This is a genomic window from Allohoeflea poritis (genome assembly GCF_027889715.1).
GTDB lineage: Bacteria > Pseudomonadota > Alphaproteobacteria > Rhizobiales > Rhizobiaceae > Hoeflea_A > Hoeflea_A poritis.
Map to the genome: position 1 here is coordinate 362,407 of NZ_JAPJZH010000002.1, position 24,192 is coordinate 386,598.

Annotated in this window: 22 protein-coding genes; 13 read left to right on the forward strand and 9 right to left on the reverse strand. The window is 61.6% G+C overall.

The window, feature by feature from the left end; translation table 11 throughout:
- Nucleotides 1-96: 96 nt before the first annotated feature.
- The 6 genes from OOZ53_RS04680 (at nt 97) to OOZ53_RS04705 (ending at nt 6,409) form a co-directional block, all read left to right on the forward strand.
- Nucleotides 97-1,107, forward strand: a complete 1,011-nt coding sequence (locus tag OOZ53_RS04680; protein WP_271088162.1) for an ABC transporter substrate-binding protein — start codon at nt 97-99, stop codon at nt 1,105-1,107.
- A 37-nt stretch (nt 1,108-1,144) separates the two neighbouring features.
- Nucleotides 1,145-1,969, forward strand: coding sequence for an ABC transporter ATP-binding protein (locus tag OOZ53_RS04685; RefSeq protein WP_271088163.1), 825 nt, complete (start codon nt 1,145-1,147; stop codon nt 1,967-1,969).
- Between the two features lie 15 nt (nt 1,970-1,984).
- Nucleotides 1,985-2,746: an ABC transporter permease gene (locus OOZ53_RS04690; protein ID WP_271088164.1), complete on the forward strand. Its 762-nt coding sequence runs from the start codon at nt 1,985-1,987 to the stop codon at nt 2,744-2,746.
- A 186-nt stretch (nt 2,747-2,932) separates the two neighbouring features.
- Nucleotides 2,933-3,859 (forward strand): TAXI family TRAP transporter solute-binding subunit, encoded by a 927-nt coding sequence (locus tag OOZ53_RS04695; protein ID WP_271088165.1) that lies wholly within the window; start codon nt 2,933-2,935, stop codon nt 3,857-3,859.
- Between the two features lie 69 nt (nt 3,860-3,928).
- Complete coding sequence (locus tag OOZ53_RS04700; RefSeq protein WP_271088166.1) at nt 3,929-5,824, forward strand: TRAP transporter permease; 1,896 nt, start codon at nt 3,929-3,931, stop codon at nt 5,822-5,824.
- A 9-nt stretch (nt 5,825-5,833) separates the two neighbouring features.
- Complete coding sequence (locus OOZ53_RS04705; protein ID WP_271088167.1) at nt 5,834-6,409, forward strand: cupin domain-containing protein; 576 nt, start codon at nt 5,834-5,836, stop codon at nt 6,407-6,409.
- Here the strand turns inward: OOZ53_RS04705 and OOZ53_RS04710 are convergent.
- The 6 genes from OOZ53_RS04710 to OOZ53_RS04735 form a co-directional block, all read right to left on the reverse strand.
- Nucleotides 6,406-7,380, reverse strand: coding sequence for a DMT family transporter (locus tag OOZ53_RS04710; protein ID WP_271088168.1), 975 nt, complete (start codon nt 7,378-7,380; stop codon nt 6,406-6,408). The two genes, OOZ53_RS04705 and OOZ53_RS04710, sit on opposite strands and share 4 nt — an antisense overlap.
- A gap of 77 nt (nt 7,381-7,457) precedes the next feature.
- A complete protein-coding gene (locus OOZ53_RS04715; protein ID WP_271088169.1) occupies nt 7,458-9,044 on the reverse strand; it encodes an FAD-dependent monooxygenase in 1,587 nt (528 codons plus the stop codon).
- Nucleotides 9,045-9,100: 56 nt separating this feature from the next.
- A complete protein-coding gene (locus tag OOZ53_RS04720) occupies nt 9,101-10,405 on the reverse strand; it encodes a TRAP transporter large permease (protein WP_271088170.1) in 1,305 nt (434 codons plus the stop codon).
- Nucleotides 10,405-10,935 (reverse strand): TRAP transporter small permease, encoded by a 531-nt coding sequence (locus OOZ53_RS04725; protein ID WP_271088171.1) that lies wholly within the window; start codon nt 10,933-10,935, stop codon nt 10,405-10,407. The genes OOZ53_RS04720 and OOZ53_RS04725 overlap by 1 nt, the downstream gene beginning before the upstream one ends.
- Nucleotides 10,936-10,938: 3 nt before the next feature.
- Nucleotides 10,939-11,919, reverse strand: a complete 981-nt coding sequence (locus OOZ53_RS04730) for a TRAP transporter substrate-binding protein (protein WP_271088172.1) — start codon at nt 11,917-11,919, stop codon at nt 10,939-10,941.
- Between the two features lie 20 nt (nt 11,920-11,939).
- Nucleotides 11,940-13,430 carry an aldehyde dehydrogenase family protein gene (locus OOZ53_RS04735; protein ID WP_271088173.1) on the reverse strand — a complete coding sequence of 497 codons (1,491 nt, stop codon included), beginning with the start codon at nt 13,428-13,430 and terminating at the stop codon, nt 11,940-11,942.
- A 194-nt stretch (nt 13,431-13,624) separates the two neighbouring features.
- On the opposite strand from OOZ53_RS04735, the gene OOZ53_RS04740 reads away from it, so the two are divergent.
- From OOZ53_RS04740 to OOZ53_RS04750, 3 genes are read left to right on the forward strand one after another with little or no spacing between them, the layout of a single operon-like run.
- The gene (locus OOZ53_RS04740) at nt 13,625-14,344 is read left to right on the forward strand and encodes a GntR family transcriptional regulator (RefSeq protein WP_271088174.1); all 720 of its coding nucleotides are present in this window, start codon (nt 13,625-13,627) and stop codon (nt 14,342-14,344) included.
- 6 nt (nt 14,345-14,350) lie between these two features.
- Nucleotides 14,351-15,796 carry an aldehyde dehydrogenase family protein gene (locus tag OOZ53_RS04745; protein ID WP_271088175.1) on the forward strand — a complete coding sequence of 482 codons (1,446 nt, stop codon included), beginning with the start codon at nt 14,351-14,353 and terminating at the stop codon, nt 15,794-15,796.
- A 3-nt stretch (nt 15,797-15,799) separates the two neighbouring features.
- Nucleotides 15,800-16,543: an SDR family NAD(P)-dependent oxidoreductase gene (locus OOZ53_RS04750; protein ID WP_271088176.1), complete on the forward strand. Its 744-nt coding sequence runs from the start codon at nt 15,800-15,802 to the stop codon at nt 16,541-16,543.
- Between the two features lie 22 nt (nt 16,544-16,565).
- Here the strand turns inward: OOZ53_RS04750 and preA are convergent, their stop codons facing one another.
- The 3 genes from preA to OOZ53_RS04765 form a co-directional block, all read right to left on the reverse strand.
- Complete coding sequence (preA, locus tag OOZ53_RS04755) at nt 16,566-17,876, reverse strand: NAD-dependent dihydropyrimidine dehydrogenase subunit PreA (RefSeq protein ID WP_271088177.1); 1,311 nt, start codon at nt 17,874-17,876, stop codon at nt 16,566-16,568.
- Nucleotides 17,877-17,890: 14 nt separating this feature from the next.
- Nucleotides 17,891-19,240, reverse strand: a complete 1,350-nt coding sequence (locus tag OOZ53_RS04760) for an NAD(P)-dependent oxidoreductase (RefSeq protein WP_271088178.1) — start codon at nt 19,238-19,240, stop codon at nt 17,891-17,893.
- Between the two features lie 227 nt (nt 19,241-19,467).
- Entirely contained in the window at nt 19,468-20,592 is a 1,125-nt protein-coding gene (locus OOZ53_RS04765) for an Mrp/NBP35 family ATP-binding protein (RefSeq protein ID WP_271088179.1), read from the reverse strand.
- Nucleotides 20,593-20,797: 205 nt separating this feature from the next.
- Here OOZ53_RS04765 and OOZ53_RS04770 point away from each other — a divergent pair, with 205 nt between their 5' ends.
- The 4 genes from OOZ53_RS04770 to OOZ53_RS04785 are packed head-to-tail and all read left to right on the forward strand — an operon-like array spanning nt 20,798 to nt 24,140.
- Complete coding sequence (locus OOZ53_RS04770) at nt 20,798-21,082, forward strand: acyl carrier protein (protein WP_271088180.1); 285 nt, start codon at nt 20,798-20,800, stop codon at nt 21,080-21,082.
- Nucleotides 21,083-21,126: 44 nt separating this feature from the next.
- Nucleotides 21,127-21,624 (forward strand): 3-hydroxyacyl-ACP dehydratase FabZ family protein, encoded by a 498-nt coding sequence (locus OOZ53_RS04775; protein WP_271088181.1) that lies wholly within the window; start codon nt 21,127-21,129, stop codon nt 21,622-21,624.
- 10 nt (nt 21,625-21,634) lie between these two features.
- Complete coding sequence (locus OOZ53_RS04780; RefSeq protein ID WP_271088182.1) at nt 21,635-22,834, forward strand: beta-ketoacyl-ACP synthase; 1,200 nt, start codon at nt 21,635-21,637, stop codon at nt 22,832-22,834.
- Between the two features lie 22 nt (nt 22,835-22,856).
- The gene (locus OOZ53_RS04785) at nt 22,857-24,140 is read left to right on the forward strand and encodes a beta-ketoacyl-ACP synthase (protein WP_271088183.1); all 1,284 of its coding nucleotides are present in this window, start codon (nt 22,857-22,859) and stop codon (nt 24,138-24,140) included.
- Nucleotides 24,141-24,192: the final 52 nt, after the last annotated feature.

Here is a 24,192-nt window from a genome sequence, read left to right on the forward strand (position 1 = left end):
ATGACATCCACTTGACACGTGCCATGAGGCATGTCCCTATTTTGCGATGCACAAAATCAGAACAACAAGCATGAGTGACAACAGGGAACACCAAACATGATCAAAAGAACAGCGATCGCATTGCTGGCGATGTTTGCGCTTGCAGGCCACGGCAATGCACAGTCCACCAAGGTGCCGTTTGCCCTCGACTGGAAATTTGAAGGGCCGAGCGCGGCCTACTTCGCGGCGATCGACAACGGGCATTTCAATGCCGAGGGTCTCGACGTCGAGATAAGCCCCGGCAAGGGATCTCTGGACGCGATACCGAAAGTGGCGACCGGAGCGTTCCCGGTCGGTTTTGCGGACATCAACAGCCTGATCAAGTTTCTCGACCAGAACCCCGGCGCGCCGGTCAAGGCGGTTATGATGATCTACGACAAGCCGCCCTTCGCGGTGGTCGGCCGCAAATCGCAGGGTGTGAGCGCGCCGAAGGATCTTGAAGGCAAGACGCTGGGCGCACCGCCGCCCGATGGCGCATGGGCGCAATTCCCGGCTTTTGCCACCGCAAATGAGATCGATCCTGGCAAGGTGACGGTGGAGCCGGTCGGCTTCCCGACTCGCGAGCCGATGCTGGCCGAGGGCAAGGTCGACGCGATTACCGGATTTTCCTTCTCCAGCTTCCTGAATCTGGTTCGCCTTGGCGTGCCGGAGGAAGACATTTCCGTGATACTGATGGCAGACCACGGCCTGTCCCTCTATGGCAATGCGGTGATCGTCAACACGGACTTCGCGGCTGCCAATCCGGAACTGGTCAAAGGCTTTCTGCGTGCCGTCGCCAATGGCTGGCGCGATGCGATCGCTGACCCGAAAGGCAGCGTGGAAATGATTGCCAAGCGCAACCCGGCGCTCGATGTGGATCTGGAAACACGACGTCTGCAGCTTGCCATCAATGCCAATGTCGTCACCGACTATACCGAAAGCAACGGCATCGGCGACATCGATGCGGACCGGTTCGCGAAGGCACTCACGCAGCTTTCGCAAACCTACGCGTTCAAGAATGCGCCGGATGCGACGCTGTACTTTACAGACGAATATCTTCCGGACGCCTCGGATCGAACCGTAAAGTAAGGCAGGTTGCCGGCGGTGAAAGCCGCCGGCATGATCGATGAACGAACAGGTCACCCTCCCCGCCGACACGATTTCAGGCCCGCGCATCGAACTGCGTGCGGTCACGCATACCTATCAGACGGAATCCGGACCGCTTCCGGTTCTCGACGATCTGAGCTTCGCATGTGCGGACCGGAGTTTCACGGCGGTTGTCGGGCCTTCCGGATGCGGCAAGTCCACCCTGACCCGCCTGGTCGCGGGGCTGTTGAAACCGGACGAAGGCCAGGTGTTTCTCCACGGTGAAGAGGTCAGCGGCCCGCGCGCCACCGTCGGCATGGCGTTTCAGAATCCGGTGCTTCTGGAATGGCGCACGATCATCGAAAATGTCGTTCTTCCGCTGGAGATCGTGCCGAACAATCTCTCCAAGTCCGATAGGACCGCCCGCGCCCACGAGCTCCTGTCACTGGTTGGATTGGCGGGATTTGAAAACAAGCGCCCCTCGGAGCTTTCCGGCGGCATGCGCCAGCGCGCCTCGCTTTGCCGGGCCATCGTCCACCGTCCCGAGGTCCTGATACTGGACGAACCCTTCGGCGCTCTCGACGCCTTCACCCGCGAGGATTTGTGGCAGATCATGCAGGCGCTGCGCAAGGAAGAGAACGTTACGTGCATTCTGATCACGCACGATCTGCGGGAGTCGGTTTTTCTGGCCGAACGCGTCGTCGTCCTGTCCGGACGGCCGGCTCATGTCCAGTTCACGCTGGATGTGGATTTGCCCGAAAACCGCACGCTGGAGGATCTGTATTCGCCCGGCGCCACGGAGATGCTGCATGAGTTGCGCCACCAGATCGAAATCGCGCAGGGACGCGTCGATGCCAATGTCTGACGGGTTTCAGGGCCGATGAGCAAGATGCATCGTATAGGCGTGCCCGTGGCCGCCGTCCTGATTTTCCTGCTGTTGTGGGAGTGGCTCGTCTGGTTCAACGGCTGGCCCAATTACAAGATGGCCTCGCCCACCGATATCGGACCTGCCATGTGGCAGTATCGGTGGCTGTTCCTGGAATATGGCTGGGACACGCTGTGGAGGACGGTCGTCGGCCTCGCACTCTCGGTGATCGTCGGCACCTTGCTCGGCATGGTCATGGGCTTTTCGAAGCTGATGCGCGACGCGCTCTATCCGTTGCTTGTCGGCTTCAACGCCGTGCCCAAAGCAACCGTCGTTCCGGTGATTGCGCTGATCTTTGTCGGCATGCACGATACGAACACGATCCTGATCGCCTTCATGATCTCGTTCTTTCCGATCGCCGTTTCGATTTCCATCGGCCTTTCGACACTGGAGCCGGAATACAGGGACATTCTGCGGGCGCTGGGCGCCAGCCGTTTCACGATCTTCCGGAAGATAGCGCTGCCCAAAACGCTTCCCGAATTCTTCGGCGCGCTGAAGGTCTCGGTGACGCTCGCCTTCATCGGCACCAACCTCATGGAAATCGTCGAACCGCACGGCAAAGGTCTCGGACACCTCTTCGACAGCGGCAAGATCAATGCCGACTATCCCTTGATGTTCGCCGTCCTCATTGCTCTTGCGGCACTCGGCATATTGCTGTTCTACGTCGTCGTCATGCTGGAACGCATATTCGCGGGCTGGTCCGAGCGCGGGACCTAGCGCACCGACGCAAGTCTCGTCGCTGACAATCGGCTGCCGCATCCCTTGGCAGACACATCAGAACAAGTCGGTTGGACAATCACATTAGTTGATAACGTATATGTGAATTTTTTATCGATTTTTTCTCGCATATTACGATAAAATATATATATTGAGCCCGATCAGGAGATTTCGGGAGGAATAATCATGCGAAAATCCTTGCTTTCCATCTGCATGGCCGCGGCTTTTTTTGCCGGCACCGCCGCCGTTGCGGCTGAGGAACTGCGCATCGGCACGGCCAGCCTCGGCGGCGCCTTCTATCCGATCGGACAGGGCATTTCGAACCTGGTGAACAAATATGCCGGTGGCGATATGACCATGGTCCCGGTCGTCACGGGCGGCTCGGTACAGAACCCGCGCCTCGTCGGCGACGGCGAGGTCGACATCGCCATCACCAACAACAACCTGGCCGTTCTGGCCACAAAGGGCATCGGGCCCTACAAGAGCGGTGCCATCGACATCAAGGCCGTCGCCGCGCTGCATCCCAGCGTCCTGCACATGATCGTGCTCGACGGCTCGGACATCAAATCCTTCGAGGACATCAAGGGCAAACGCGTTGCGGTCGGGCCGGCCGGCGGCGGAACGCTCGGCTTCATGAATTTCCTGCTGCCGCTGCACGGCATGACGATGGATGACATTACGCCCAGCTTCCTGTCCTATTCGGACGGTTTCAGCCAGCTTTCCGACGGCAATGTCGATGCCGCCTTCGCGCTGTCCGGCTATCCTGCTTCGGCGGTGATGCAGGCCGGTGCCAGCAACAAGCTGCGCTTCATCGAATTCGCACCAGGCAAGCTCGACGAGGCGCTCGGCAAGAACGGCGCGTTCAAATCGGTGGAGATCCCGGCGGATGTCTACAGCACGGATGCACCCGGCACCGTCATCGGGGTCAACAATATGCTGATCGTCCCGTCCGACACGGATGCCGACAAGGTCTTCGCAATCACATCCGCCGTCTTCGAAAATCTCGACGAGTTCAAGGCCGAAAACGCCAATGCCCGTCAGATCGATCCGGACGATTCGAAGAACCTTGCCATTCCGCTGCACGAGGGTGCGGCGCGCTATTTCAACAAATAGACCGGCTGGAACACCGACGGCGGCACGGTCGTTCGCCGTGCCGCCTCTTTCCGGGGAAAGCGCCGCACCATGCCGTCTGTATCGGACCTTCGACGAGCGATAACCATTGAATCGGTGACCGGCGCGCTGGCGCTCGCCCTCGGCCTCTATCACCTCGCGATCGTCTCAGGGCTTTTCGCCATCTCCACCATGGAGATGCGCCTCACCCATCTGATGCTCGCCTTCTGCCTGCTGTTTCTGACGCGGCCGATACTGAACGCAACCAGGGGCACCACAGCCGACCGCATCGTCTCGTTGCTGCTGGTCGCCGCCACCGCCGGCGCCAGCCTTTGGCTGCTTTCGCGCTGGAAGGACATCGCCTTCAGCGGCGGCCTGACGGAACCGGGCGATTTCTATGCCGGCGCCGTTATCGTCATCCTCGTTTTCGAGGCGGCGCGCCGCGGAGTCGGCGCGATCCTTGCGGCGATCACGCTGGTCTTTTTCCTATACCCCTTCGTCAGCCCCTACCTGCCGGGCCTGCTCAACAGCCGCGGCTACAGTTTCGAGCGCATCGTCATCTTCCTGACGACGGATACGCAAGGCGTATACGGCATCCCCATCGGCGTTGCGGCAACCTACATCATCATCTTCACGATCTTCGGATCGCTCTTGTCGAAATTCGGCGCCGGCGACTTCTTTTTCGAACTGTCGCGCCGCCTCACCTACGGCATGCGCGCGGCCGGCGCCAAGACGGCGGTTCTGTTCTCGACGCTGATCGGTATGATTTCCGGCTCCGCCGCCGGCAACGTTGCCGTTACGGGCACCCTGACAATCCCGATGATGAAACGCGAAGGCTATGCGCCGCATCAGGCCGGCGCAATCGAGGCCGTCGTCTCGACGGGCGGCCAGATGATGCCGCCGGTCATGGGCGCCGCCGCTTTCCTCATGGCCGAGATCGTCGGCGTGCCTTACGTCACGATCATGGGTGTCGGCCTCCTGCCTGCCCTGCTCTTCTTTGGCTCCATCTTTTTCATCGTGCATCTGCAGGCGGTCAAAAGCGACATCAAGCCAAAGACGGAAGGCACGCAGGACGACCGCTCCACGTGGCAGGTCGTGCTCGACGGCTCGCGCTTCATCGCCACATTCGCACTGCTGCTTGGCCTGATGCTGACCGGCTATTCGCCCTTCAAGGCCTCGTTCTGGTCGATTATCTTCCTGGTCGTCAGCGAACTCCTGTGGACGCGGGACTTCAATTTTTCTTTCGTGCGCCGGCTCGCGGCGGGCATTGCCGATGGCGCCCGCAATGTCGCGCCGATCTCCGCCGCCTGTGCCGCCGCCGGCGTCATTTCCGGAACCCTGGCGATCAGCGGTCTCGGGCCGAAGATCGCTATCCTCATCGATCTTGCCTCGGGCGGCACGCTGTGGCTTGCCCTGCTCCTGACCATGGTGGCGGCCATCATCCTCGGCATGGGCCTGCCCACAACGGCCGCCTATCTCATCCTGGCAACGGTCGTCGCCCCCGCCCTTGTCAAGCTCGGCATGCCGACCCTGACAGCACATTTCTTTGTCTTCTATTACGGTTGCATTTCGACGATCACACCGCCCGTTGCGCTGGCCGCCTATGTGGCGGCGGGCATCGCCGGATCGGACATCAACAAGGTCGGCTGGACGGCAGCGAGCTATGGCCTCACCAGCTATCTGCTGCCCTTCGCCTTCTGCTTCGGCCCCGGCCTGCTGTTGCAGGGAACGTCGCTGGAGAACCTTGTCGCCGTGATCACAGCAACGGCCGGAACATTCGCCATCGCCATCGCGGTCGTCGGATGTTTCAACCGGCCTCTGACCTGGGCAATGCGGGCGCTTGCCCTTGCAGCCGGCGCGCTGCTGCTCTTCCAGGGCTTGGCAACCGCCGCGGCCGGCGCCGTTCTTCTCATCGCCCTGCTTGCCGCAGACCGCATGCGCTTGCGGCCCGGCACCAACCAGATCTGAGGATAATCCATGGCACAGACATTCAGGCGGGTCGTGACCGGCCACGATACGGACGGCAGGGCCGTCATCGTCTCCGATGAGGCCGCGACGCATATCCTTCAGCGTCCCAGCCGTCCCGGCGTCACGCTCACCAATTTCTGGATATCGGACGGAACACCGGCCGAATATGACGGCGCGGAAGAAACATGCACCGGCGATTTCGTGCTGCATCCGCCGCAGAACGGTTCCGTCTTCCGATGCGTCGAATTCGGCCCTGAGGATCCCGAGGTTATGGCCAAAATCGACGGCAAGACGGCCTTTGCCGAAATGGGCGCCGCGCACAATGTCGTCGAGGGCGCCCGCCACCCCTATATGCACCGCACCGATTCCGTCGACTACGCCGTTGTTCTGAAGGGCGAGATCGACATGCTGATGGATGAGACCGAAGTGCATCTGAAGGCCGGCGACATCGTCGTCCAGCGCGGCACCAACCACGCCTGGGCCAATCGCGGCACCGAGTCCTGCATTATCGCCTTCATCCTCGTCGACGGCGTGACGCAGCGTGATGCGGACCCGCAGGACGCGAAAGGTATTCCGAAGCGCTAAAGATCCGGCGCGAAGGCAACGACCACCAGACCCAGCACGATAACGACCGCCCCTGCCATCACGGCCAGGCTCGCCCAGCCATTGCCGAGCGCGCCCTCGTAAAGGATGACGAAGACCGGGATCAGATAGCCATAGGAAAAGACTTTCGAGGCCGGCAGGCGCATCGAGGCATATTGCACGAGGAAGAAGGTTCCGGCGGATATGAAAACGGCAAGATAGGCAATCGCGATCCAGACCACGGAGGGATGAGCGGTCCAGTCGGTCGAAGCGACCTCCCCGGCCCCATAGATCGCGACCGCGATGAACGTTCCGATGGTCGTCCAGAAGCTGGTCATCACCACCGGTTCGTTGCGGTTGAACTTCTTGACCAGCGGCGCCATCAGGGCGTGACACACGCAACCGAAGAAAAACAGTGTTTCGCCCGCACCGATATCGAAAGCGAGGATGGCATTGAGATCGCCCCGGAAGATGACCCAGATCGCACCGCAGCCGGCGATGAAGAGGCTGAGCAGCACGATCGGCCGCACCGTCTGCCCCAGGATCACGAATCCGAACCCGGCGCTCATCAACGGAATGAGCGTAAAGACGGCGCTCGTCGAAACGGGATGGGTGATCTTCAGCGCCATGAACATGGTGATGAAATAAACGCCCATCAGCAGGCCGAGCAGCCCGTAGCGCCATGGGGCCGTTTCCGGCCATGGTATGCGCCGGTACATCGCGAAGGTCACGGCACCCATTGCGAGCGTCGCGAGAAAGAACCGCATGGTGTTGAGCGCCGCCGGGCCGATATGCGGCATTGCCAGCGCGCCAAGCGAGAACGAGCCGGAAATGAGCGCCGCGAACAGCACCATCGCAAGATGGCCCTGCAGCTTTTCCCGCCCGCTGGCGAGTTCACCCGTCGTCAAAATCGACGTTTCCGTCCGTTCGCTCATTACACGTCCCGTATTGCCGGTCAGCTTGCCCGGTGGCATGGATCGGCTCCGGCCGGCACCCATACAGGAACGCGGATGCGCCCGCCAGACCTGTCATGGTCCTTGGAGAGCGGCGCTCACGAAACGTCTTTCCCGCTGACCATTGCCAACAGCTGCTCGGCGTCCCCAATCGTATCACCCGTCCACGCCACATAGCCGTCCGGCCGCACAAGGACGAGGCGACATCCGTAATCGCCATCAATGTCTGTGTTCGTGAATTCGACAACCGTTAGCGGCACGCCGGCGTGTTCAGCAGCGCCTTTCAGCGCTTGCGCCGCTTCGCCGGAACCGCCGAAATCCAGCAATGTGAAACCGTCGGAAAGACGATTGATCGTGGTGGAGCCATCCTTCATCGCGAGCGGCGGAAGATGGTGGCCGGGCCGGGCCGTAAGATCATGGATGCCGATGGCCGAGGTTTCAGCCCCCTCTTCACCGTCGACAATTGCGGAGCCGCCATATTGTGGGGCGAACGTCGAGATGCCGATATTCGCACCGGCACCGGCGCGCTCCGCCCACGCCTTCTCGAAGCCGGCGCGATGGCGCTGCGGGTCGAACGCGCGCACAAAGGCCCGGTCCTCGGTGATGAAGCGCGCGATGAAGTCCTTTGCCGTCGACTGGAACACCGGCCGCCTCTCATCGTCGTAGCTGTCGAGCAGTCGCGCCCCTCCCCAGCCCCGAACATCCGCCGCCAGCTTCCAGCCGAGATTGCGTGCATCCTCGAAGCCGGTATTGATGCCATAACCGCCATAGGGCGGATGGCTGTGCGCCGCGTCCCCGGCCAGGAAAATCCGCCCCTGCCGATAGGTCTCGGCCACGGAGATACGCAGATCCCAGAACCCGACATATTCGAGTTCCAGGTCGAAATCCGTGCCGACCGCCTGCCGGATCAGCGCGGCGAAATCGAAATTGTCCCGGTCGGTGTCGGCCAGAACCGGCGCATGGAAAAAGAACGACTGTTTCCATTCCACCATGCCGAAGAACATCCAGTAGCCGTCATTGTCCGGATGCAGGACGTTGTAAAACTGCTTGTCGCGGAAACCCTCGATCAGCTTGAAGAATGCCGGCGAACGGAACACCACAAGCGCCATCAGCCGGTCATGATCATCCAGGGCTTCGCCTATCCCCGCGGCTTGCCGGACCCCTGACCGGCTGCCGTCGCAGCCGACGAGATATTGGCCGCGCAATTCGCGGGTCTCGTTGCCCCTGCGCGCCGCCAGGGTCACGCCGTCCGGCCCGTCCGCGACCGTTTCGCACGCCCAGCCATAGAGCACGTCGACACTCTCCAGCGCCTCCAGACGCTCGCGCAGCACCCGCTCCGTCTCATATTGAGGCAACCGTTCATTGTCGGCGTTGTAATAGGGCCGCACGGCGGCGCGTTTGAACCAGTCATAATGGTAGCCGCTCAGAAGCGTCCCATAGGCCGTCAGCCCGCCGAGGCCGACATTGCTGGGGATCGTCTTGGCCGCGCGCATCGCATCCTCGACCCCCCAGGCCCGCATATGCTCCATCGTCCGCTGCGTCAGGTTCTGGCCCTTGGGGATACGCGGCGGCTCCAGGTTCCGCTCGACAACCCCGACCCGTATGCCGCGCTGCCCCAGCTCGATGGCAAGGCCGGCGCCGACAGGCCCGCATCCGGAGATCAAAACCTCATATTCGCCGGACATGGGCTACTCCTCTTCAGACAACGGTCTCGCCGCTACATCTGCTTCCGATCGTAATGCTATCCGAACATCGTATTCGGCAACAGCAGAGCCAGTTGCGGGAATGCGAGCACCAGGATGATGGCCGCGAGCATCGCGAACCAGAACGGCCATATGCCGCGGAAGATCGTGTTGAGCGAAACGTTCGGCGCAATGCCCTTGACGACAAACACATTGACGCCGACCGGCGGCGAGATCAGCCCCATCTCCAGCGCAATGACCATAAGGACCCCGAACCAGACCATGTTGATGCCGAGCGGTTCGATAATCGGCTGCACCAGCGGCACGGTCAGGACGAGGATCGCAAACCCGTCCATGAACATGCCAAGCACGATGAAAATGGCGAGGAACGCGATGACCACCTGAAAGCCGGTGAAGCCCTGTGCATCGACCCAGAGGGACAACGCATAGGTGATACCGGTAAAGCCGATGAAAGTCTTGAAGACAAAGGCCCCGAACAGGATCATGAAGACGGTGCCGGACGATTTGAGCGTGCTGGAGAACACTTCGACGATGTTTGCCCAGGTCAGCTTTCGGCGGATGGCCGTGACGATCAGCGCCAGGAACGCGCCGATGCCAGCCGCTTCGACGGCAGAGAACACGCCGGTGTAGATACCGCCGATCGTCAGCACGATGATGCCAACGATCCAGCCGGCGCGGCCCGCCGCGCGCAGCCGATCGCGAAGCGGTTCGGCAGCCGCACCGCCCGGCGCCTTTTCCGGATTGCGCGACACCACGATCCAGATCGCCAGGATGAACAGGGCGGTCAGCAAGAGGCCGGGAATGACGCCGGCCATGAACAGCCGGCCGATGCTTTCTTCGGTCAGGATAGCATAGATCACGAAGCCTGCGGACGGCGGAATGAGAATCCCGAGCGTGCCGCCGGCGGCAATCGAACCGGTCGCCAGCCCGTCATGATATTTGTAGCGCTGCATCTCCGGCAGCGATACGCGCCCCATGGTCAGTGCCGCGGCCAGCGAAGACCCCGACAGGGCCGAGAAACCCGCACAGCCAACCACGGTTGCGGACGCCAGACCGCCCTTCAAATGGCCCAGCCAGGAATGAGCGGCATCGTAGAGGTCGCGGCTCATCCCCGATACGCCGGCCAGATTGCCCATCAGCACGAAAAGCGGGATGATCGTCAGCGGATAATTCGATGCCTCATTGTAGATCTCGCCCGCCAGCTTGGGGATCGCCGCCTGCGGGCGGATAAAATAGATCCCGACCGTCCCGACGAGCATCATGGTGACCCCGACCGGCATGCGAATGAATAGAAGAATAAAGAGCGCCAGAAAGCCGAGAAAGGCGATCGCGGTATTGTCCATTAGTCACCGATCTCGTTGGGGTCTTCTCCTGAGAAATGCGAGAGGCCTATGGCAAGCCTAAGCAGGAGATGCAGCGTGTAGACGCCGAGCGTAACGCCAAGGAAGTAATAGAACGGGCGGTGCTCGATGCTGAAATTGTTGGTAATGCAGGCCTTTTCGATACCGCAGGCGGCGCCGAACAGCGCATAGGTGGAAAGGCCGGCGATCGCCGCCGCCAGGATCCGCATCACCGTGTCGGTGTAACGCGTTACGCGCCGGCCGAAGAAGTAGGAGATCACATCGACGCTGACATGGGCGTTGTGGCGCGCGCCATAGGCGACCGCCGCCCCGGCGACGAGCGTCAGGGTGACCACCGACAGGTCCTCGATCCCGAATATCGGATCATTCAGACCGTAGCGCCAGGTGACCGCCGCGATGGTGATCAGCATGAGGCCGACGATGGATACCGCCCCGATAATCGCCAGCAGCCCGGCCACGCGGCCGAGCTGCCTGTCCAACCAGACGAGCGTACTGGGTGTTTCGTCGGACAAGGACTATTCGCCCTTCATGATGGCCATGACTTCGCCGACGGTCTTTGACCCGGCCTTCTGCTGCATGATCTCGGCCAAAACCGGCTCGATCCTGGCGTTGAAGCGCGCCTTTTCCTCGTCGCTGAGATCGATCATCTCCAGCCCCGCATCGGTCGCCACCTTGATGCCGAACTGGGTTGCCTTCTGATACCCCTCGCCGCCGGATTTCGAAAGCCATTCGGCCGAGGCTTCGTCGACCCAGCCGCGTTCTTCCTCGCTCAAGCCGTTATAGACATCCTTGTTCATCAGCAGCACGAAGGCGGAGCCGGAACCCGGCATCCATGTCGTCACATAATTCCCCGGCTCATGAAGCTTGAAGGCGGCGATCGCCGAACTGTCGATGGCAATACCGTCAATGACGCCATTGGCCAGATTCTGGTTGATCACGGTCACCGGCTGGGCCACCGCGGAGGCACCCAATGCCTCCATGAACGGAACATCCTGTTTCGCGGTGACGCGGATCTTCATGCCTTCAAGGTCCTCCAGCTTACGGACCGGCTTGTCTTTTGTGATCAGCACGGGCGGCGCATTCGTCCAGACCGCCAGCAGCTTGGCGTCATATTCTTCTTCCAGCGTGCTGCGGGCCCGCAGGATCGCTTCCGTGCAGGCATTCGGGCTGTCGCAAACCCCCGGCAGCGTGACGACATTGGTCATCGGGAAGACATCGCCCGTATAGCCAGGCAGCGTGAAGACGATATCGGCGACACCGTCCAGCAAGATGGCGTATTGCTTCGGCGGCACGGAATTGAGCGCCCCGCCGGGAAACTGCTGCACGGTCAGCTTGCCGCCGGAAACCTCGGCCAGCTTCTCCGCGAACGGCGTGAAGACCGCCGCATTCATCGGATGTTTCGGCCCCATGAAATAGGCAAGGCTCAATTCCTTCGCCTCGGCGATCGATACCGACACGGCAAGTGCGGCGGCGGCAAGCATGGACACATGTTTCATTGTTTTCCTCCCTGTATTTCTCAAAACAACCAGCCGGCCGGCCCGCTGATCGAGTGGTATCCCTGAAACTGGATTATGCCCTCGTAACCGAGATTGCGTCCAATTCCGGATTTTTTGAAGCCCCCGAACGGACCGCGCCCATCCTGGGCGGCCGGCCCATGGGCATTGAGATAGGTAAAGCCGGCTTCGATCTGCCGGGCGATTGTCACGGCGCGATCGCGATCCTCCGTCCAGACCGATGAACACAGGCCGAACTCGCTGTCATTGGCCTTGGCCACGGCCTCGTCTTCCGTATCGAAAGGCATGATCGGGAGCGCCGGGCCGAACTGCTCTTCGCGCACGATATCCAGCGACGGATCCGGATCGTAGACAAGCGTCGGCTTCTGGAAATAGCCTTTCGCATAGAGATCCTCGTCCGGGACCTGTCCTAGCTCCTTCAGATCCGCCCCGGCAGCGCGCGCCTGATCGATCATGCCGGTGACGACGCCGAGCTGCTTGCGGTTGTTGACCGGCCCCATATTCGTCTCTTCCAGCAGACCGTCGCCGATGACCATGCGGTCGCACACCGCTGTCAGGCCGTCGACGACTTCATCGTAGCGGGACCTGTGCACGTAAAGGCGCTTGAGGGCCATGCAGATCTGCCCCGAGGACATGAAGGCGCCCATATACATGCGCATCAGCGCCGCATCGTCGATCTTGGCATCCGCGCACACGATCGCGGCATCATTGCCGCCGAGTTCCAGCGTCACCGGCGTGATGTTCCGTGCCGCGACCTGCATCACATGCCGGCCGACATCCACCGAGCCGGTAAAGTTCACGAACCGGACCAGCGGGTGCGACACCAGCGGATCACCGATCTCCGAAGCGCCGCCCGTCAGGATATTGACGACGCCCGGCGGCAGCATCTCCGCGATCTTTTTCAGCGTGAGCGACGGTGCCAGAGCCGAGTTGTGACTGGGTTTGACGACGACCGTATTGCCGGCCACCAGCGCCTGGGGCAGCTTGGCTCCGAGGATCGAAAGCGGCCAGTTCCACGGAACGATCAGAGCCGCGACCCCGCGCGGCTGGCGCGTGATGATCGTATCGAAGGGCGGTCCGTTGATTTGCTCGTCCGCAGCCAGGCGCTCCGCATAGGCGGCCGACTGGCGGAAACGGTCGCCGAGCCGCGAAAGCTCCAGCATCGTTTCCTTGATGATCTTCCCGTGCTCACGGCAGAAAAGGCGCGACCTATAAGCCACATCCGACTCGTCCGAAACCAGTGCATCGGCGACTTTGAGCAGCAGATCGGCGCGCTCGCCATAAGACAGTGCCGACCATGCGGGGAAAGCCGCGTGCGCCGCCTGCACGGCGGCATCCACGTCCGATGCATCCGCTGCCGCAGCATGGCCGACAAGCTCGTCCGGACGCGCGGGATTGAAGATCTCGTAGGTTCGTCCATGTGCCGCGCTGCGCGGCTCGCCATTGATGAACAGATCCGTCGTGACGGGTGCGTGCGCTGCAGCGGCGCTCATGGCTTGTTCCTCCCTGGACCGACAGGATTTCTTCTCACATCGACCGCCTGCATGCGCCGGAACGGTTTCCGATTCCTGTTCTTGCTAAAGAGATTTCAAACAGATTTTGTATCCAAAGTTAAGATCATTTTCCGGATTTCGCTGGAAATTTGCGAAAAAAATGCTCTTATGTATCCAATATGGAAGAAGAAACGATGTCATCCAGCTCGCAACGCGTTCTCGCGGTCGTCCGCCGACAGATCCTGAACGGCGAGCGCATGCCCGGTGAGAAGATCACCGAGGTCGGCATCGCCGCCGAGATGGATGTCTCGCGCACACCGACCCGAACGGCCCTGGCCACCCTGGCAGCGGAAGGCCTGATCGAGAAACGCAGCGGCCGCGGCTTTACCGTGCGGTCCATATCGAGCGCCGATGTTGAAAAATCGATTGCCGTACGCGCAGCGCTGGAGGCGCTCGCCGCTCGCACGATGGCGGAAAACGGCATGCCGAAATCGGCCGAGGACGCCTTGCTCCAGTCGATCGCGTACACGGAAAAGGTTCTCGATGCCGACGAGCCGGACCCCGATTACATGGACGGCTATCAGGAAGCCAATATCCTGTTTCACGAGACGATCATGTACCAGTGCGGCAATGACCTGATCGCCCATGCCTATGAACGCATCGCCATGCTTCCGCTCGCCGCGCTCGGCTCCCTCGCCTTCGACCGGACCAATCCGCGACGCGAACTGCAACGGCTCACCGTCGGCCACTCGCAGCACATCATCATCTTCGATGCGATCAAGAAGCGCGACGCGGCGCGGGCCGAGGCGATGATGCGCGAGCACAGCCATGCGACGCTCAACTACGCCGATCTGTTCGTCAAACGCATTTATGAAACCGGTGGCGCTGCCGCCGAAACAGCAGCCCTGAAGTAGGTCTTCATGACAGAACCCGCACGCCACTGGATCAACGGCACCTGGATCGAGGAGGGTCCGACTGAGACCACGGTCGATGTCTACCGGGGCACGGACAACGCCGCGTATCATATGGGCGGATCCGGCACAGCCGAGCAGGCGATCGATACCGCCCGGACCGCATTCGAACGCACGCAATGGCCGCATGCCCCGCGGCTGCGGGCGAAGGCCTTGCTGGAACTCGCCGACGCGATTGCGGCGCGCCGTGAAGAAATCGCGCATCAGATCGCCGTCGAGAACGGCAAGGTGCTGGCGCACTGCCTGCATGAGACCGACGCGGCCATCAGCGAGGCGCGTTACTATGCCGGCTTGGCAAGGGCGATTTTCGGCCGCGTGAGCGAAATCGACGAAGGCAAACAATCGATCTTCGCGCGCGAGCCGATCGGTGTGGCGGCAATCATCGTGCCCTGGAACGCGCCCTCGACGCTGCTCCTGCGCTCGCTCGGCCCGGCCCTGGCCGCCGGCTGCACCGTGGTGGTCAAGGGCGCGCACCAGACGAGCGGCGTCAACCGCATCTTCGCCGAGTGCCTGGCCGCCTGTGCCTCCCTGCCGGCCGGCGTGGTCAATATCGTTCACGGCGATCTGGAGGTTTCGACCCAGCTTTGCACCCATCCGCATGTGGATGCGGTCAGCTTCACCGGCTCGAGCGCCACGGGAAAGAAAATCATGGCCGGCGCGGCGCCGACACTGAAACGTCTTTCGCTCGAACTGGGCGGCAAGGCCCCTGCTCTGGTCTTTGCGGATGCCGATATGGACGTCGCAACCGCCGAGATCGTGCGCGGCGCAATCCCCCATGCCGGGCAGATGTGCACGGCCATTACCCGCGTCCTTGTCGAGGACCGCGCCTGGGACAGTTTCGCCGGCCGGCTTGCGGACGCGCTGGGTGCCGTGACGGTGGGGGACCCGATGGAAAGCGCCGTTCAGATGGGTCCGCTATTCGATCTGCAAAGCGCCGATCGCTATCGCGCAACGATCGAATCGGCGCGCCAGGCAGGCAGCACCCTGCTGGAAGGCGAGGTTCGCGACGGTCACCCGCGCGGCAACGTCGTAACGCCCGCACTCTACGAAATTTCCGACCCAGGCCACAGGCTGGTCCAGGACGAACTGTTCTGCCCCGTCGTTCTCGCCGAAAGGTTCTCGGACGAGGCGGGCGCGGTCGCCAGCGCCAACGCGACGCGCTATGGCCTCGCCGCAAGCGTGCACACATCCGATCACGGCCGGGCGCGACGCGTCGCCCGGGCGCTGAAAGCCGGCACAGTATGGATCAACTGCCACAACCGGCTGTTCGCGGAAGCCGAGACCGGTGGCTTCCGCGAAAGCGGCCTCGGCCGCCTGCACGGCCTGGAGGGGCTCGACGATTTCCTCGAGACCAAGCACATCTACGCCGAGTTCGGCCGTCTTTCCGGTGCGTAGCGCATGGGCCGGCTGAAGGGAAAGTCCTGCATCGTCACCGGCGGCGCCAAGGGTCTCGGGCTTGCCTTTTCAAAGGCGCTGTTGGGGGAAGGCGCCAACGTCCTCATCGCCGATGTCGCGGACGGATCGGAAGCGGCGGCACAAATCGGCGCCAGGTACAAGCGAACGGATGTATCGGACCCCACTGACGCTTCGGACGCCGCAGACGCCTGCATCGACGCGTTCGGCGGCATCGACATCCTCGTCAACAATGCGGCGGTCTACGCCACGCTTCCGCTCGCCCGCTACGACGAAATCGACCCGGAACTCTGGGACAAGGTCATGGCGGTCAATGTGCGCGGCGCCTTCAACATGGTTCGTGCCGCCGGACCGCATATGGAAAGGCAGAAATCGGGCAAGATCATCAATGTGACCTCAGGCACCGTCTACAAGGGCATGCCCGGCATGCTGCACTACATCGCATCGAAAGGCGCGCTCACCGCCATGACGCGGGCCCTGTCGCGGGAACTGGGACCGGCCGGGATCTGCGTCAACTCGCTGGCGCCAGGGCTGACACTCTCGAGCAGCATTCTTGAAAACGAGGAACATGTGGACGTCGCCCGCCCGAAAGTCATCGCCTCACGCGCCCTTGCACGCGATGCCTATCCCGACGACCTGCTCGGAGCGCTGATTTTCCTTGCCTCGTCCGACAGCGATTTCGTGACCGGTCAGACCGTCGCGGTGGACGGCGGCTCGATCAACACCTGACCGTCCGCCCGCTGCGCAATTCCTATTCGGCCGCTTCCTTCGCCGCCATCGGATTGTTCGGATGCGTCGTCCAGTTCGCGTAATCGGGATCGATCGGCTCCTGGGTGCGCGGATCGACACCGGCGATCTGCTCCATGGTGATGCAGCCATCGACCGGGCAGACATTGACGCAGAGATTGCAGCCGACGCATTCCTCGTCGATCACCTCGAACATGCGCTCGCCATTGACGATGCTGGTGATCGCCTGGTGGGACGTATCCTCGCAGGCAATGTGGCAGCGCCCGCATTTGATGCAGGAATCCTGGTCGATACGCGCCTTGGTGACGTAGTTGAGGTTGAGATACTGCCAGTCCGAGACGTTCGGAACGGCCATGCCCTGAAACTCGCCGATCGTGCGATAGCCCTTTTCGTCCATCCAGTCCGAAAGACCGTCGATCATTTCCTCGACGATCTTGAAGCCATAGGTCATTGCCGCCGTGCAGACCTGGACGGTGCCGCAGCCGAGCGCGATGAATTCAGCGGCGTCACGCCATGTGCTAATGCCGCCAATTCCGGAGATCGGCAGGCCTTTGGTCTCCGCGTCCCGCGCAATCTCGGCGACCATGTTCATGGCAATCGGCTTGACGGCCGGGCCGCAATAGCCGCCATGCGAGCCCTTGCCGTCGATGGTCGGCTCAGGAGCAAAATTGTCCAAGTCGACGGAAACGATGGAGTTGATCGTATTGATCAGGGAAACGGCATCCGCACCCCCGGCCTTGGCGGCCCGCGCCGGATAGCGCACATCGGTGATGTTGGGTGTCAGCTTCACGATCACCGGCAGGTTGGAATACTGCTTGCACCATTCGGTGACCATCTGAATATATTCCGGCACCTGGCCGACGGCCGAGCCCATACCGCGCTCGCTCATGCCGTGCGGACAGCCGAAATTCAGCTCGATACCGTCAGCGCCGGTATCGTTGACACGCTCGAGGATATTCTTCCAGCAATGCTCCTCGCACGGCACCATCAGCGATACGATCATCGCCCGGTCCGGCCAGCGCTTCTTGACCTCGATGATCTCCTTCAGGTTGACCTCGAGGTCACGGTCGGTGATCAGCTCGATATTGTTCAGGCCGAGCAACCTGCGGTCGGGACCGTGAATGGCGCCATAGCGCGGTCCATTCACATTGACGACGGGCGGTCCGGCCTCGCCGAGCGTCTTCCACACGACCCCGCCCCAGCCGGCTTCGAAGGCACGTTCGACATTGTAGGCCTTGTCGGTGGGCGGCGCCGAGGCGAGCCAGAAGGGATTGGGTGACTGGATGCCGAGAAAATTGCTTGAGATGTCTGCCATGTTTTCCTCCCGAGCTACGCCGTCAGCGTTGCATGAATGGATTCGGCGGCGATCTTGCCGTCCTCGACCGACACGACCGTCAGGTCCTCGCCGCTTCTGACGCAGTCTCCGCCAGCCCAGACATTCGCCAGATTGGTCTTGCGGTCGTCACCGGTGCGGATGCGTCCGCGGTCCATGTCGAGACCGCTGCCAGCCAGCGGATGGTCGTCGAAGCTCTGTCCGATCGCCTTGAAGATCTGATCGGCTGCTATCGTGGTTGTCTCGCCGGTACCGGAGAGCGTGCCGTTCGCCTGGCTGGTATATTCCAGCTCGATACCGGCCACCGCGCCGGCGTCGTCCTGCACAACCGCCTTGGGCTGCAGCCAGTGGCGGATCGTCACGCCGCTGGTCTGGGCGACCTCCTGTTCGTATGCGCTGGCATTCATGCCGTCCTGACCGCGACGATAGGCAATCGTCACCTCCTCGGCACCGAGCCGCTTGGCCTGCGTGGCGATGTCGATCGCGGTCATGCCGCCGCCGATCACGACCACGCGGCGACCGATCGGAAGTGTCGACAGGTCCGCGGCCTGGCGAAGCCCGGCAATATAGTCGACCGCATCCTCGCAACCGTCGGCATCCTCGCCCGCAACGCCGAGCGCATTGACATTGGCGAGACCGATTCCGAGGAAAACGGCATCATATTTCCCGGTCAGGTCTGCCAGGTTGAAATCTGCGCCCAGCTTCTTGCCGGTCTCGATCGTAATGCCGCCGATATCGAGGATGAACTGCAGTTCCTCCTGGGCGAAGTCGTTGACCGACTTGTAGGCCGCAATGCCGTATTCGCTGAGCCCCCCGCCCTTTTCGCGGGCTTCGAGCACGGTCACGTCATGGCCGTGCATGGCAAGCCGGTGCGCGCAGGAAAGGCCTGCCGGCCCCGCCCCGACAACCGCAATGCGCTTTCCGGTCGAGGGCGCGCGTTCGAACGGATGTTCACTCGCTTCCCGCATCAGTACATCGGTGGCATAACGCTGGAGCTGGCCGATCTTGACCGGCTTGCCTTCCGCCACCTCGCGCACGCAGGCCTCTTCGCACAGCGTTTCGGTCGGGCAGACCCTGGCGCACATGCCGCCGAGTATATTCTGCTCGAAGATGGTTTTCGCGGCGCCCTTGGCATTGTCGGCCGCGATCTGCCGGATGAACATCGGAACATCGATGCTGGTCGGGCAGGCCGTCATGCACGGCGCGTCGTAGCAGAAATAGCAACGGTCGGCTTCCACCGCAGCCTCATGGGCATTCAGCGGCGGATGAATATCGGAAAAATTCTCGGCATATTCGGATTGCTCGAGCCGACCGGCCTTGACGTCACGCATAACCTCGCTCGCCATGCACGCCTCCTTCCTCGATTTGCCGCTGCACCGCTTGTCGGTTTCAGGTGCGGCAGTGCTCCCTATCACTGAGGACAGAATGACCTGATTTTCTCACAAGGTCAAATTTTTTATCATATGGTCAATTTTGTAGGCAATTGAAGCGGTCGTCAGCGAATAGGCGCCCGCATACCAATCAGGCCAAATTTTCTTTTATTTTCAGCTTCTTGAAAGGGCGTTTCACATCGTCATTCGAAGACGATACGCGGCGCCGCAACCTCGGCCTGCGCACTTCCGTGAAGCTGATCGCGCACTTTTTCTGCGATCTCGCGGAATATCAGGGCATGCGGCCCGTCGGGCTGCGCCACTACAACGGGCGTCCCCGCGTCGGAATTTTCCCGGATACCCATATGCAGCGGCACCTCGCCCAGGAACGGAACGCCAATGCGCTCTGCCTCATCGCGGGCCCCGCCATGGCCGAAAATATTGGACCGCTCGCCGCAGGACGGACACTGGAAATAACTCATATTCTCGATGAGGCCGAGCAGCGGCACGTCGACCTTTTTGAACATGTTGAGTCCCTTGCGGGCATCGATCAGAGCAAGATCCTGCGGTGTCGAAACGATAACGGCCCCGGCAAGCGGCACTTTCTGCGCCATGGTCAGTTGCGCGTCGCCGGTACCCGGCGGCATATCGACGACGATGACATCGAGTTCACCCCAGTCTACCTCGCGCAACATCTGGGTCAGGGCGGATACGACCATCGGCCCGCGCCAGATCATCGGCGTTTCCTCGGCAACGAGAAAGCCCATGGACATAACCTTGAGGCCGTAAGCCTCCTTGGGCCTGAGCATACGCTCGCCGGTCTGCTCGGGCTGCCCGCCGACATTGAGCAGGCGCGGCATGGACGGCCCGTAAATGTCGGCGTCGAGAATGCCGACCCTCAGACCGATCGCCTGCAGGCCAAGCGCCAGGTTGACCGCCGTTGTCGATTTGCCGACCCCGCCTTTACCGGAAGCCACGGCGATAATCGCGCCAACGCCCGGCACGCCGGCCTTTTGCGGCGGCTGTTGCTGCTGTGCGGGCGATGGTCCTTTCGCAGGCGCGGGTGCGGCACCGGGCTTCTTCTCCGCCGTCAGGGCCACCATGGCGGCATCGACGCCATCCATGGACTTGACCGCGTTCTCCGCCGCAATGCGCAACGGCTCCAGTTTTTCTGCCAGATTGGCCGCCACCGTGATGGAAAAATAGACTTTGCCGTCAGCTATGAAGATGTCCGAAACCAGATTCTTTTCGACAATGCTGCCGCCGATCGCCGGGTGGCTCACGCCCTCCAGCGTTCTGAGAACATCTTCCTTGCTCACCTGTGACATCGGGAACCCGCTACCGAATAAAATTTCACCCGCAAATAGTGCACCACGCCGCCCCTTACAATGGAGGATGTGTCGCACTATCTCCACACCGATCCGGATGTTTGCAACACCGTGATGGTATTCGTTTACGAAACCGTATACACACCATTGGCTTTTGCAGCGGATTTTTCTATAGCTCACCGCGAAACGGACAAACCATAAGGATATGAGCGTGTCAGCCACATTCGACAAAGTTGCCGACATCATCGCCGAAACAAGCGAAATCGACCGCGACACGATTACACCCGACAGTCATACGATCGACGATCTTGGAATCGACAGCCTCGATTTTCTCGATATCGTCTTCGCCATTGACAAGGAGTTCGGGATCAAGATTCCGCTCGAGCAGTGGACGCAGGAAGTCAATGACGGCAAGGTCGCCACGGAAGAGTACTTCGTTCTGAAGAATCTGTGCGTGAAGATCGACGAATTGCGGGCCGCCAAATCCTGACGCGTTTGCCGCTATAACAGCCGCGAGCAGCACATGGGTGGCTGATGCTTCTTGAATATTTTCAGATGATCGACAGTGTCCGGGACATTGATCTTGAGGCCGGTCGAATCATGGCCGAGTCCACCGTGCCGAACAAAAGCCCGGTTTTCGAAGGCCATTTTCCGGGCCATCCCCTCGTTCCCGGCGTACTGCTGATCGAGACCATGGCGCAGGCCAGCGGTTTTCTGCTGCTTGCCGCCAACAGCTTCACTGCCATGCCTTTCCTGATGTCGGTGGACGGCGCCAAGCTGAGGACCTTCGTCGAGCCGGAAACGCGGATGGAAATCGAAGCCGATCTGGAGCATGAAGGCTCCGGCTTCGCCGTGACGAAAGCGCGCATTCGCAGCGACGGCAAAAAAGTCTGCGATGCGCAGCTCAAATTCCGCACAGTCGTGTTTGACGCAAATGTCGATCAAAAAACCGCCCAATTGGCGGACTTGATCAAGGCACGGGCGAAAGAGGTCGGATTGATGGCGGCCATGTCGCAAAACGCCGAGGCCTGAGGACCGAAGGATGGCTAAGAAACCGAATGATGTGGTGATCACCGGGATCGGCATCGTCAGTTGTCACGGTGTCGGCCGGCAGTCGCACGAAGCCCTGTTGAGCGGGCCGGAATCCCCGCAGCCGGTCATCGACAACGAGCGCTTCGCGCCCTACCCGGTTCATCCGGCGCCGGAGATCGACTGGTCCGAGCAGATTCCGCGCCGCGGCGATCAGCGCCAGATGGAGGCCTGGCAGCGCCTTGGCGTCTTCACCGCCGGTCTCGCCCTTGACGATGCCGGTCTGAAGGAAGATGCCGAGCTTTGCGGCTCCATGGACATGATCGTTGCCGCAGGCGGCGGTGAACGCGACGTCGCCGTCGATACGATGATCGTCAACAAGGCGATGAGCCGCAATGACCGCGACCATGTCCTCAACGAGGTCCTGACCACGGAACTGCGCCCGACGCTGTTCCTGGCCCAGCTTTCCAATCTGCTGGCAGGCAATATCTCCATCGTCCACAAGGTCACCGGCTCCTCCAAGACCTTCATGGGTGAAGAGACCGCCGGCGTTTCGGCTCTTGCGACCGCCTTCGAGCGCATAAGGGCGGGTCAGTCCACGCACGCGCTTGTCGGAGGCGCCTATAATGCGGAACGTCAGGACATGCTGCTGCTGCAGGAAGGTGTTCAGTCCCTTGCCCAAGGTGCCTGGCAACCGCTGTGGTCGCGCTCCAACCCGGGTGGCGGCATCGTCTCCGGTTCCGCGTCGGCATTTCTCGTGCTGGAATCGCGCGACCATGCCGAAGCGCGCGGGGCGCAGATCTACGCAGCGGTCGGCTTTGTCGACGGAGACAGGGGCAAACGCGCCGAAGGCGGACTGGAAAAACGGCTTGAGGGGCTGGCGGACCGGTCAAATGTCGCGGACAGTTCGGAAATACTGGTTCTCTCCGGCGCATCGGGCCTTTACGAGTTGCGCGACCGGGAAAAGCAATTCATCGCGGACCGCTGGCCAAGCGCGGCATTGCGGGGTTACACCGGGCTCACCGGCCACACATTGGAGGCGCAGTTCCCGATCGGCGTCGCGCTTGGCGCCCTGGCGTTGAAATCAGGCGCCGCCTTGCCTTGCTTTGACGCGGCGGCGGAAGCGGATATGGCCGGGCCGGCGAAATCGGCAATTGTAACGGCAGTTGGCTTCATGCACGGTGAGGGCCTGGCCGTGCTTGACGCCGAGTAACAACCCGGAGCACTGGACTGACATGACCAAGAGCGCCTATTCGGATCATCTCGGACGCCCGCTGATCGCGGTAACGGGCATGGGCATCATCACCTCGCTTGGCCAGGGCAAGGATGACAATTGGAACGCTCTGACCAGCGGTGTTTCCGGCATTCACGCCATTACGCGCTTTCCGACCGATGAGCTTTCGACCCGCATTTGCGGCACGGTCGATTTCATGGATACACCCGACATTGCAAGCGAATTGTCCTTTGCGCTGGCCGACGCGGCGACGCGCGAAGCCGTATCGCAAGCCGGAATCAATGGCGATTTCCAAGGCCCCCTCTTCGTCGCGGCCCCGCCCGTCGAGTGCGAATGGGTCGACCGTTTCGCCATTGCGGATGAAGCGGGCTTTGCCGGCGACCAGGACAATGCCTATGACGGATTGCTCGAGGTCATGCGAAAACGCCCGCATCCGGACTTTACCCGCCGGGCGCTGTTCGGCGGTGTCGCCGAACGCCTGTCGGACCGCTACGGCACACGGGGACTTCCGGTGACTCTGTCCACCGCCTGCGCGTCCGGCGCAACGGCGATCCAGCTCGGTGTCGATGCCATCCGCCAGGGCCGCACGGAACGCGCCCTGACCGTCGCGACGGATGGTTCCGTGAATGCCGAGGCGCTGATCCGCTTTTCTCTTTTGTCGGCCCTTTCGACCCAAAACGACCCGCCGGAAAAGGCCTCCAAACCGTTCAACAAGGACCGGGACGGCTTCGTCATCGCCGAGGGCGGCGCGGCTTTGGTGCTGGAATCGCTTGAAAGCGCGGTTGCCCGCGGCGCGACGGTATTGGGAATCCTGAAGGGTTACGGCGAAAAGGCAGACCATTTCCACCGCACCCGGTCTTCGCCCGATGGCGCGCCGGCGATTGCCACAGTCCAAGCGGCTCTGGACGATGCCGGGCTCGATGCTTCGGGCATCGGCTACATCAACGCACACGGCACCTCGACGCCCGAAAACGACAAGATGGAGTATCTGTCCCTGTCCACGGTTTTCGGCGAACACCTGCCGGCGATACCGGTCTCGTCGAACAAGTCGATGATCGGCCATACGCTGACGGCCGCCGGCGCGGTCGAAGCTGTTTTTTCGCTGCTGACGATCCGGACCGGAACCCTGCCGCCGACCATCAATTACGAGAATCCCGACCCGGCGATCGAGCTGGATGTCGTTCCCAACGTCAAGCGCGACCAGGCGGTCACCTCCGTGCTTTCCAACTCTTTCGGCTTCGGCGGACAGAACGCATGTCTTGTCATGACGGCTGAACCGGCCTAAACGGCTGCTTACAAGAATAACGGCAACGCCCGTAAAGACCGAGGACACCGCA

Excerpts from the sequence above, each read along its gene's own strand:
- OOZ53_RS04760 (WP_271088178.1), bottom strand. The coding sequence starts at position 19,240 with ATGGCGAGCGAGGTTATGCGTGACGTCAAGGCCGGTCGGCTCGAGCAA.
- OOZ53_RS04680 (WP_271088162.1), top strand. The coding sequence starts at position 97 with ATGATCAAAAGAACAGCGATCGCATTGCTGGCGATGTTTGCGCTTGCA.
- OOZ53_RS04740 (WP_271088174.1), top strand. The coding sequence starts at position 13,625 with ATGTCATCCAGCTCGCAACGCGTTCTCGCGGTCGTCCGCCGACAGATC.
- OOZ53_RS04780 (WP_271088182.1), top strand. The coding sequence starts at position 21,635 with ATGGCTAAGAAACCGAATGATGTGGTGATCACCGGGATCGGCATCGTC.
- OOZ53_RS04775 (WP_271088181.1), top strand. The coding sequence starts at position 21,127 with ATGCTTCTTGAATATTTTCAGATGATCGACAGTGTCCGGGACATTGAT.
- OOZ53_RS04720 (WP_271088170.1), bottom strand. The coding sequence starts at position 10,405 with ATGGACAATACCGCGATCGCCTTTCTCGGCTTTCTGGCGCTCTTTATT.
- OOZ53_RS04695 (WP_271088165.1), top strand. The coding sequence starts at position 2,933 with ATGCGAAAATCCTTGCTTTCCATCTGCATGGCCGCGGCTTTTTTTGCC.
- OOZ53_RS04705 (WP_271088167.1), top strand. The coding sequence starts at position 5,834 with ATGGCACAGACATTCAGGCGGGTCGTGACCGGCCACGATACGGACGGC.
- OOZ53_RS04735 (WP_271088173.1), bottom strand. The coding sequence starts at position 13,430 with ATGAGCGCCGCTGCAGCGCACGCACCCGTCACGACGGATCTGTTCATC.
- OOZ53_RS04710 (WP_271088168.1), bottom strand. The coding sequence starts at position 7,380 with ATGCCACCGGGCAAGCTGACCGGCAATACGGGACGTGTAATGAGCGAA.
- OOZ53_RS04750 (WP_271088176.1), top strand. The coding sequence starts at position 15,800 with ATGGGCCGGCTGAAGGGAAAGTCCTGCATCGTCACCGGCGGCGCCAAG.
- OOZ53_RS04765 (WP_271088179.1), bottom strand. The coding sequence starts at position 20,592 with ATGTCACAGGTGAGCAAGGAAGATGTTCTCAGAACGCTGGAGGGCGTG.
- OOZ53_RS04715 (WP_271088169.1), bottom strand. The coding sequence starts at position 9,044 with ATGTCCGGCGAATATGAGGTTTTGATCTCCGGATGCGGGCCTGTCGGC.
- preA (WP_271088177.1), bottom strand. The coding sequence starts at position 17,876 with ATGGCAGACATCTCAAGCAATTTTCTCGGCATCCAGTCACCCAATCCC.
- OOZ53_RS04730 (WP_271088172.1), bottom strand. The coding sequence starts at position 11,919 with ATGAAACATGTGTCCATGCTTGCCGCCGCCGCACTTGCCGTGTCGGTA.
- OOZ53_RS04690 (WP_271088164.1), top strand. The coding sequence starts at position 1,985 with ATGAGCAAGATGCATCGTATAGGCGTGCCCGTGGCCGCCGTCCTGATT.
- OOZ53_RS04700 (WP_271088166.1), top strand. The coding sequence starts at position 3,929 with ATGCCGTCTGTATCGGACCTTCGACGAGCGATAACCATTGAATCGGTG.
- OOZ53_RS04745 (WP_271088175.1), top strand. The coding sequence starts at position 14,351 with ATGACAGAACCCGCACGCCACTGGATCAACGGCACCTGGATCGAGGAG.
- OOZ53_RS04785 (WP_271088183.1), top strand. The coding sequence starts at position 22,857 with ATGACCAAGAGCGCCTATTCGGATCATCTCGGACGCCCGCTGATCGCG.
- OOZ53_RS04685 (WP_271088163.1), top strand. The coding sequence starts at position 1,145 with ATGAACGAACAGGTCACCCTCCCCGCCGACACGATTTCAGGCCCGCGC.
- OOZ53_RS04770 (WP_271088180.1), top strand. The coding sequence starts at position 20,798 with ATGAGCGTGTCAGCCACATTCGACAAAGTTGCCGACATCATCGCCGAA.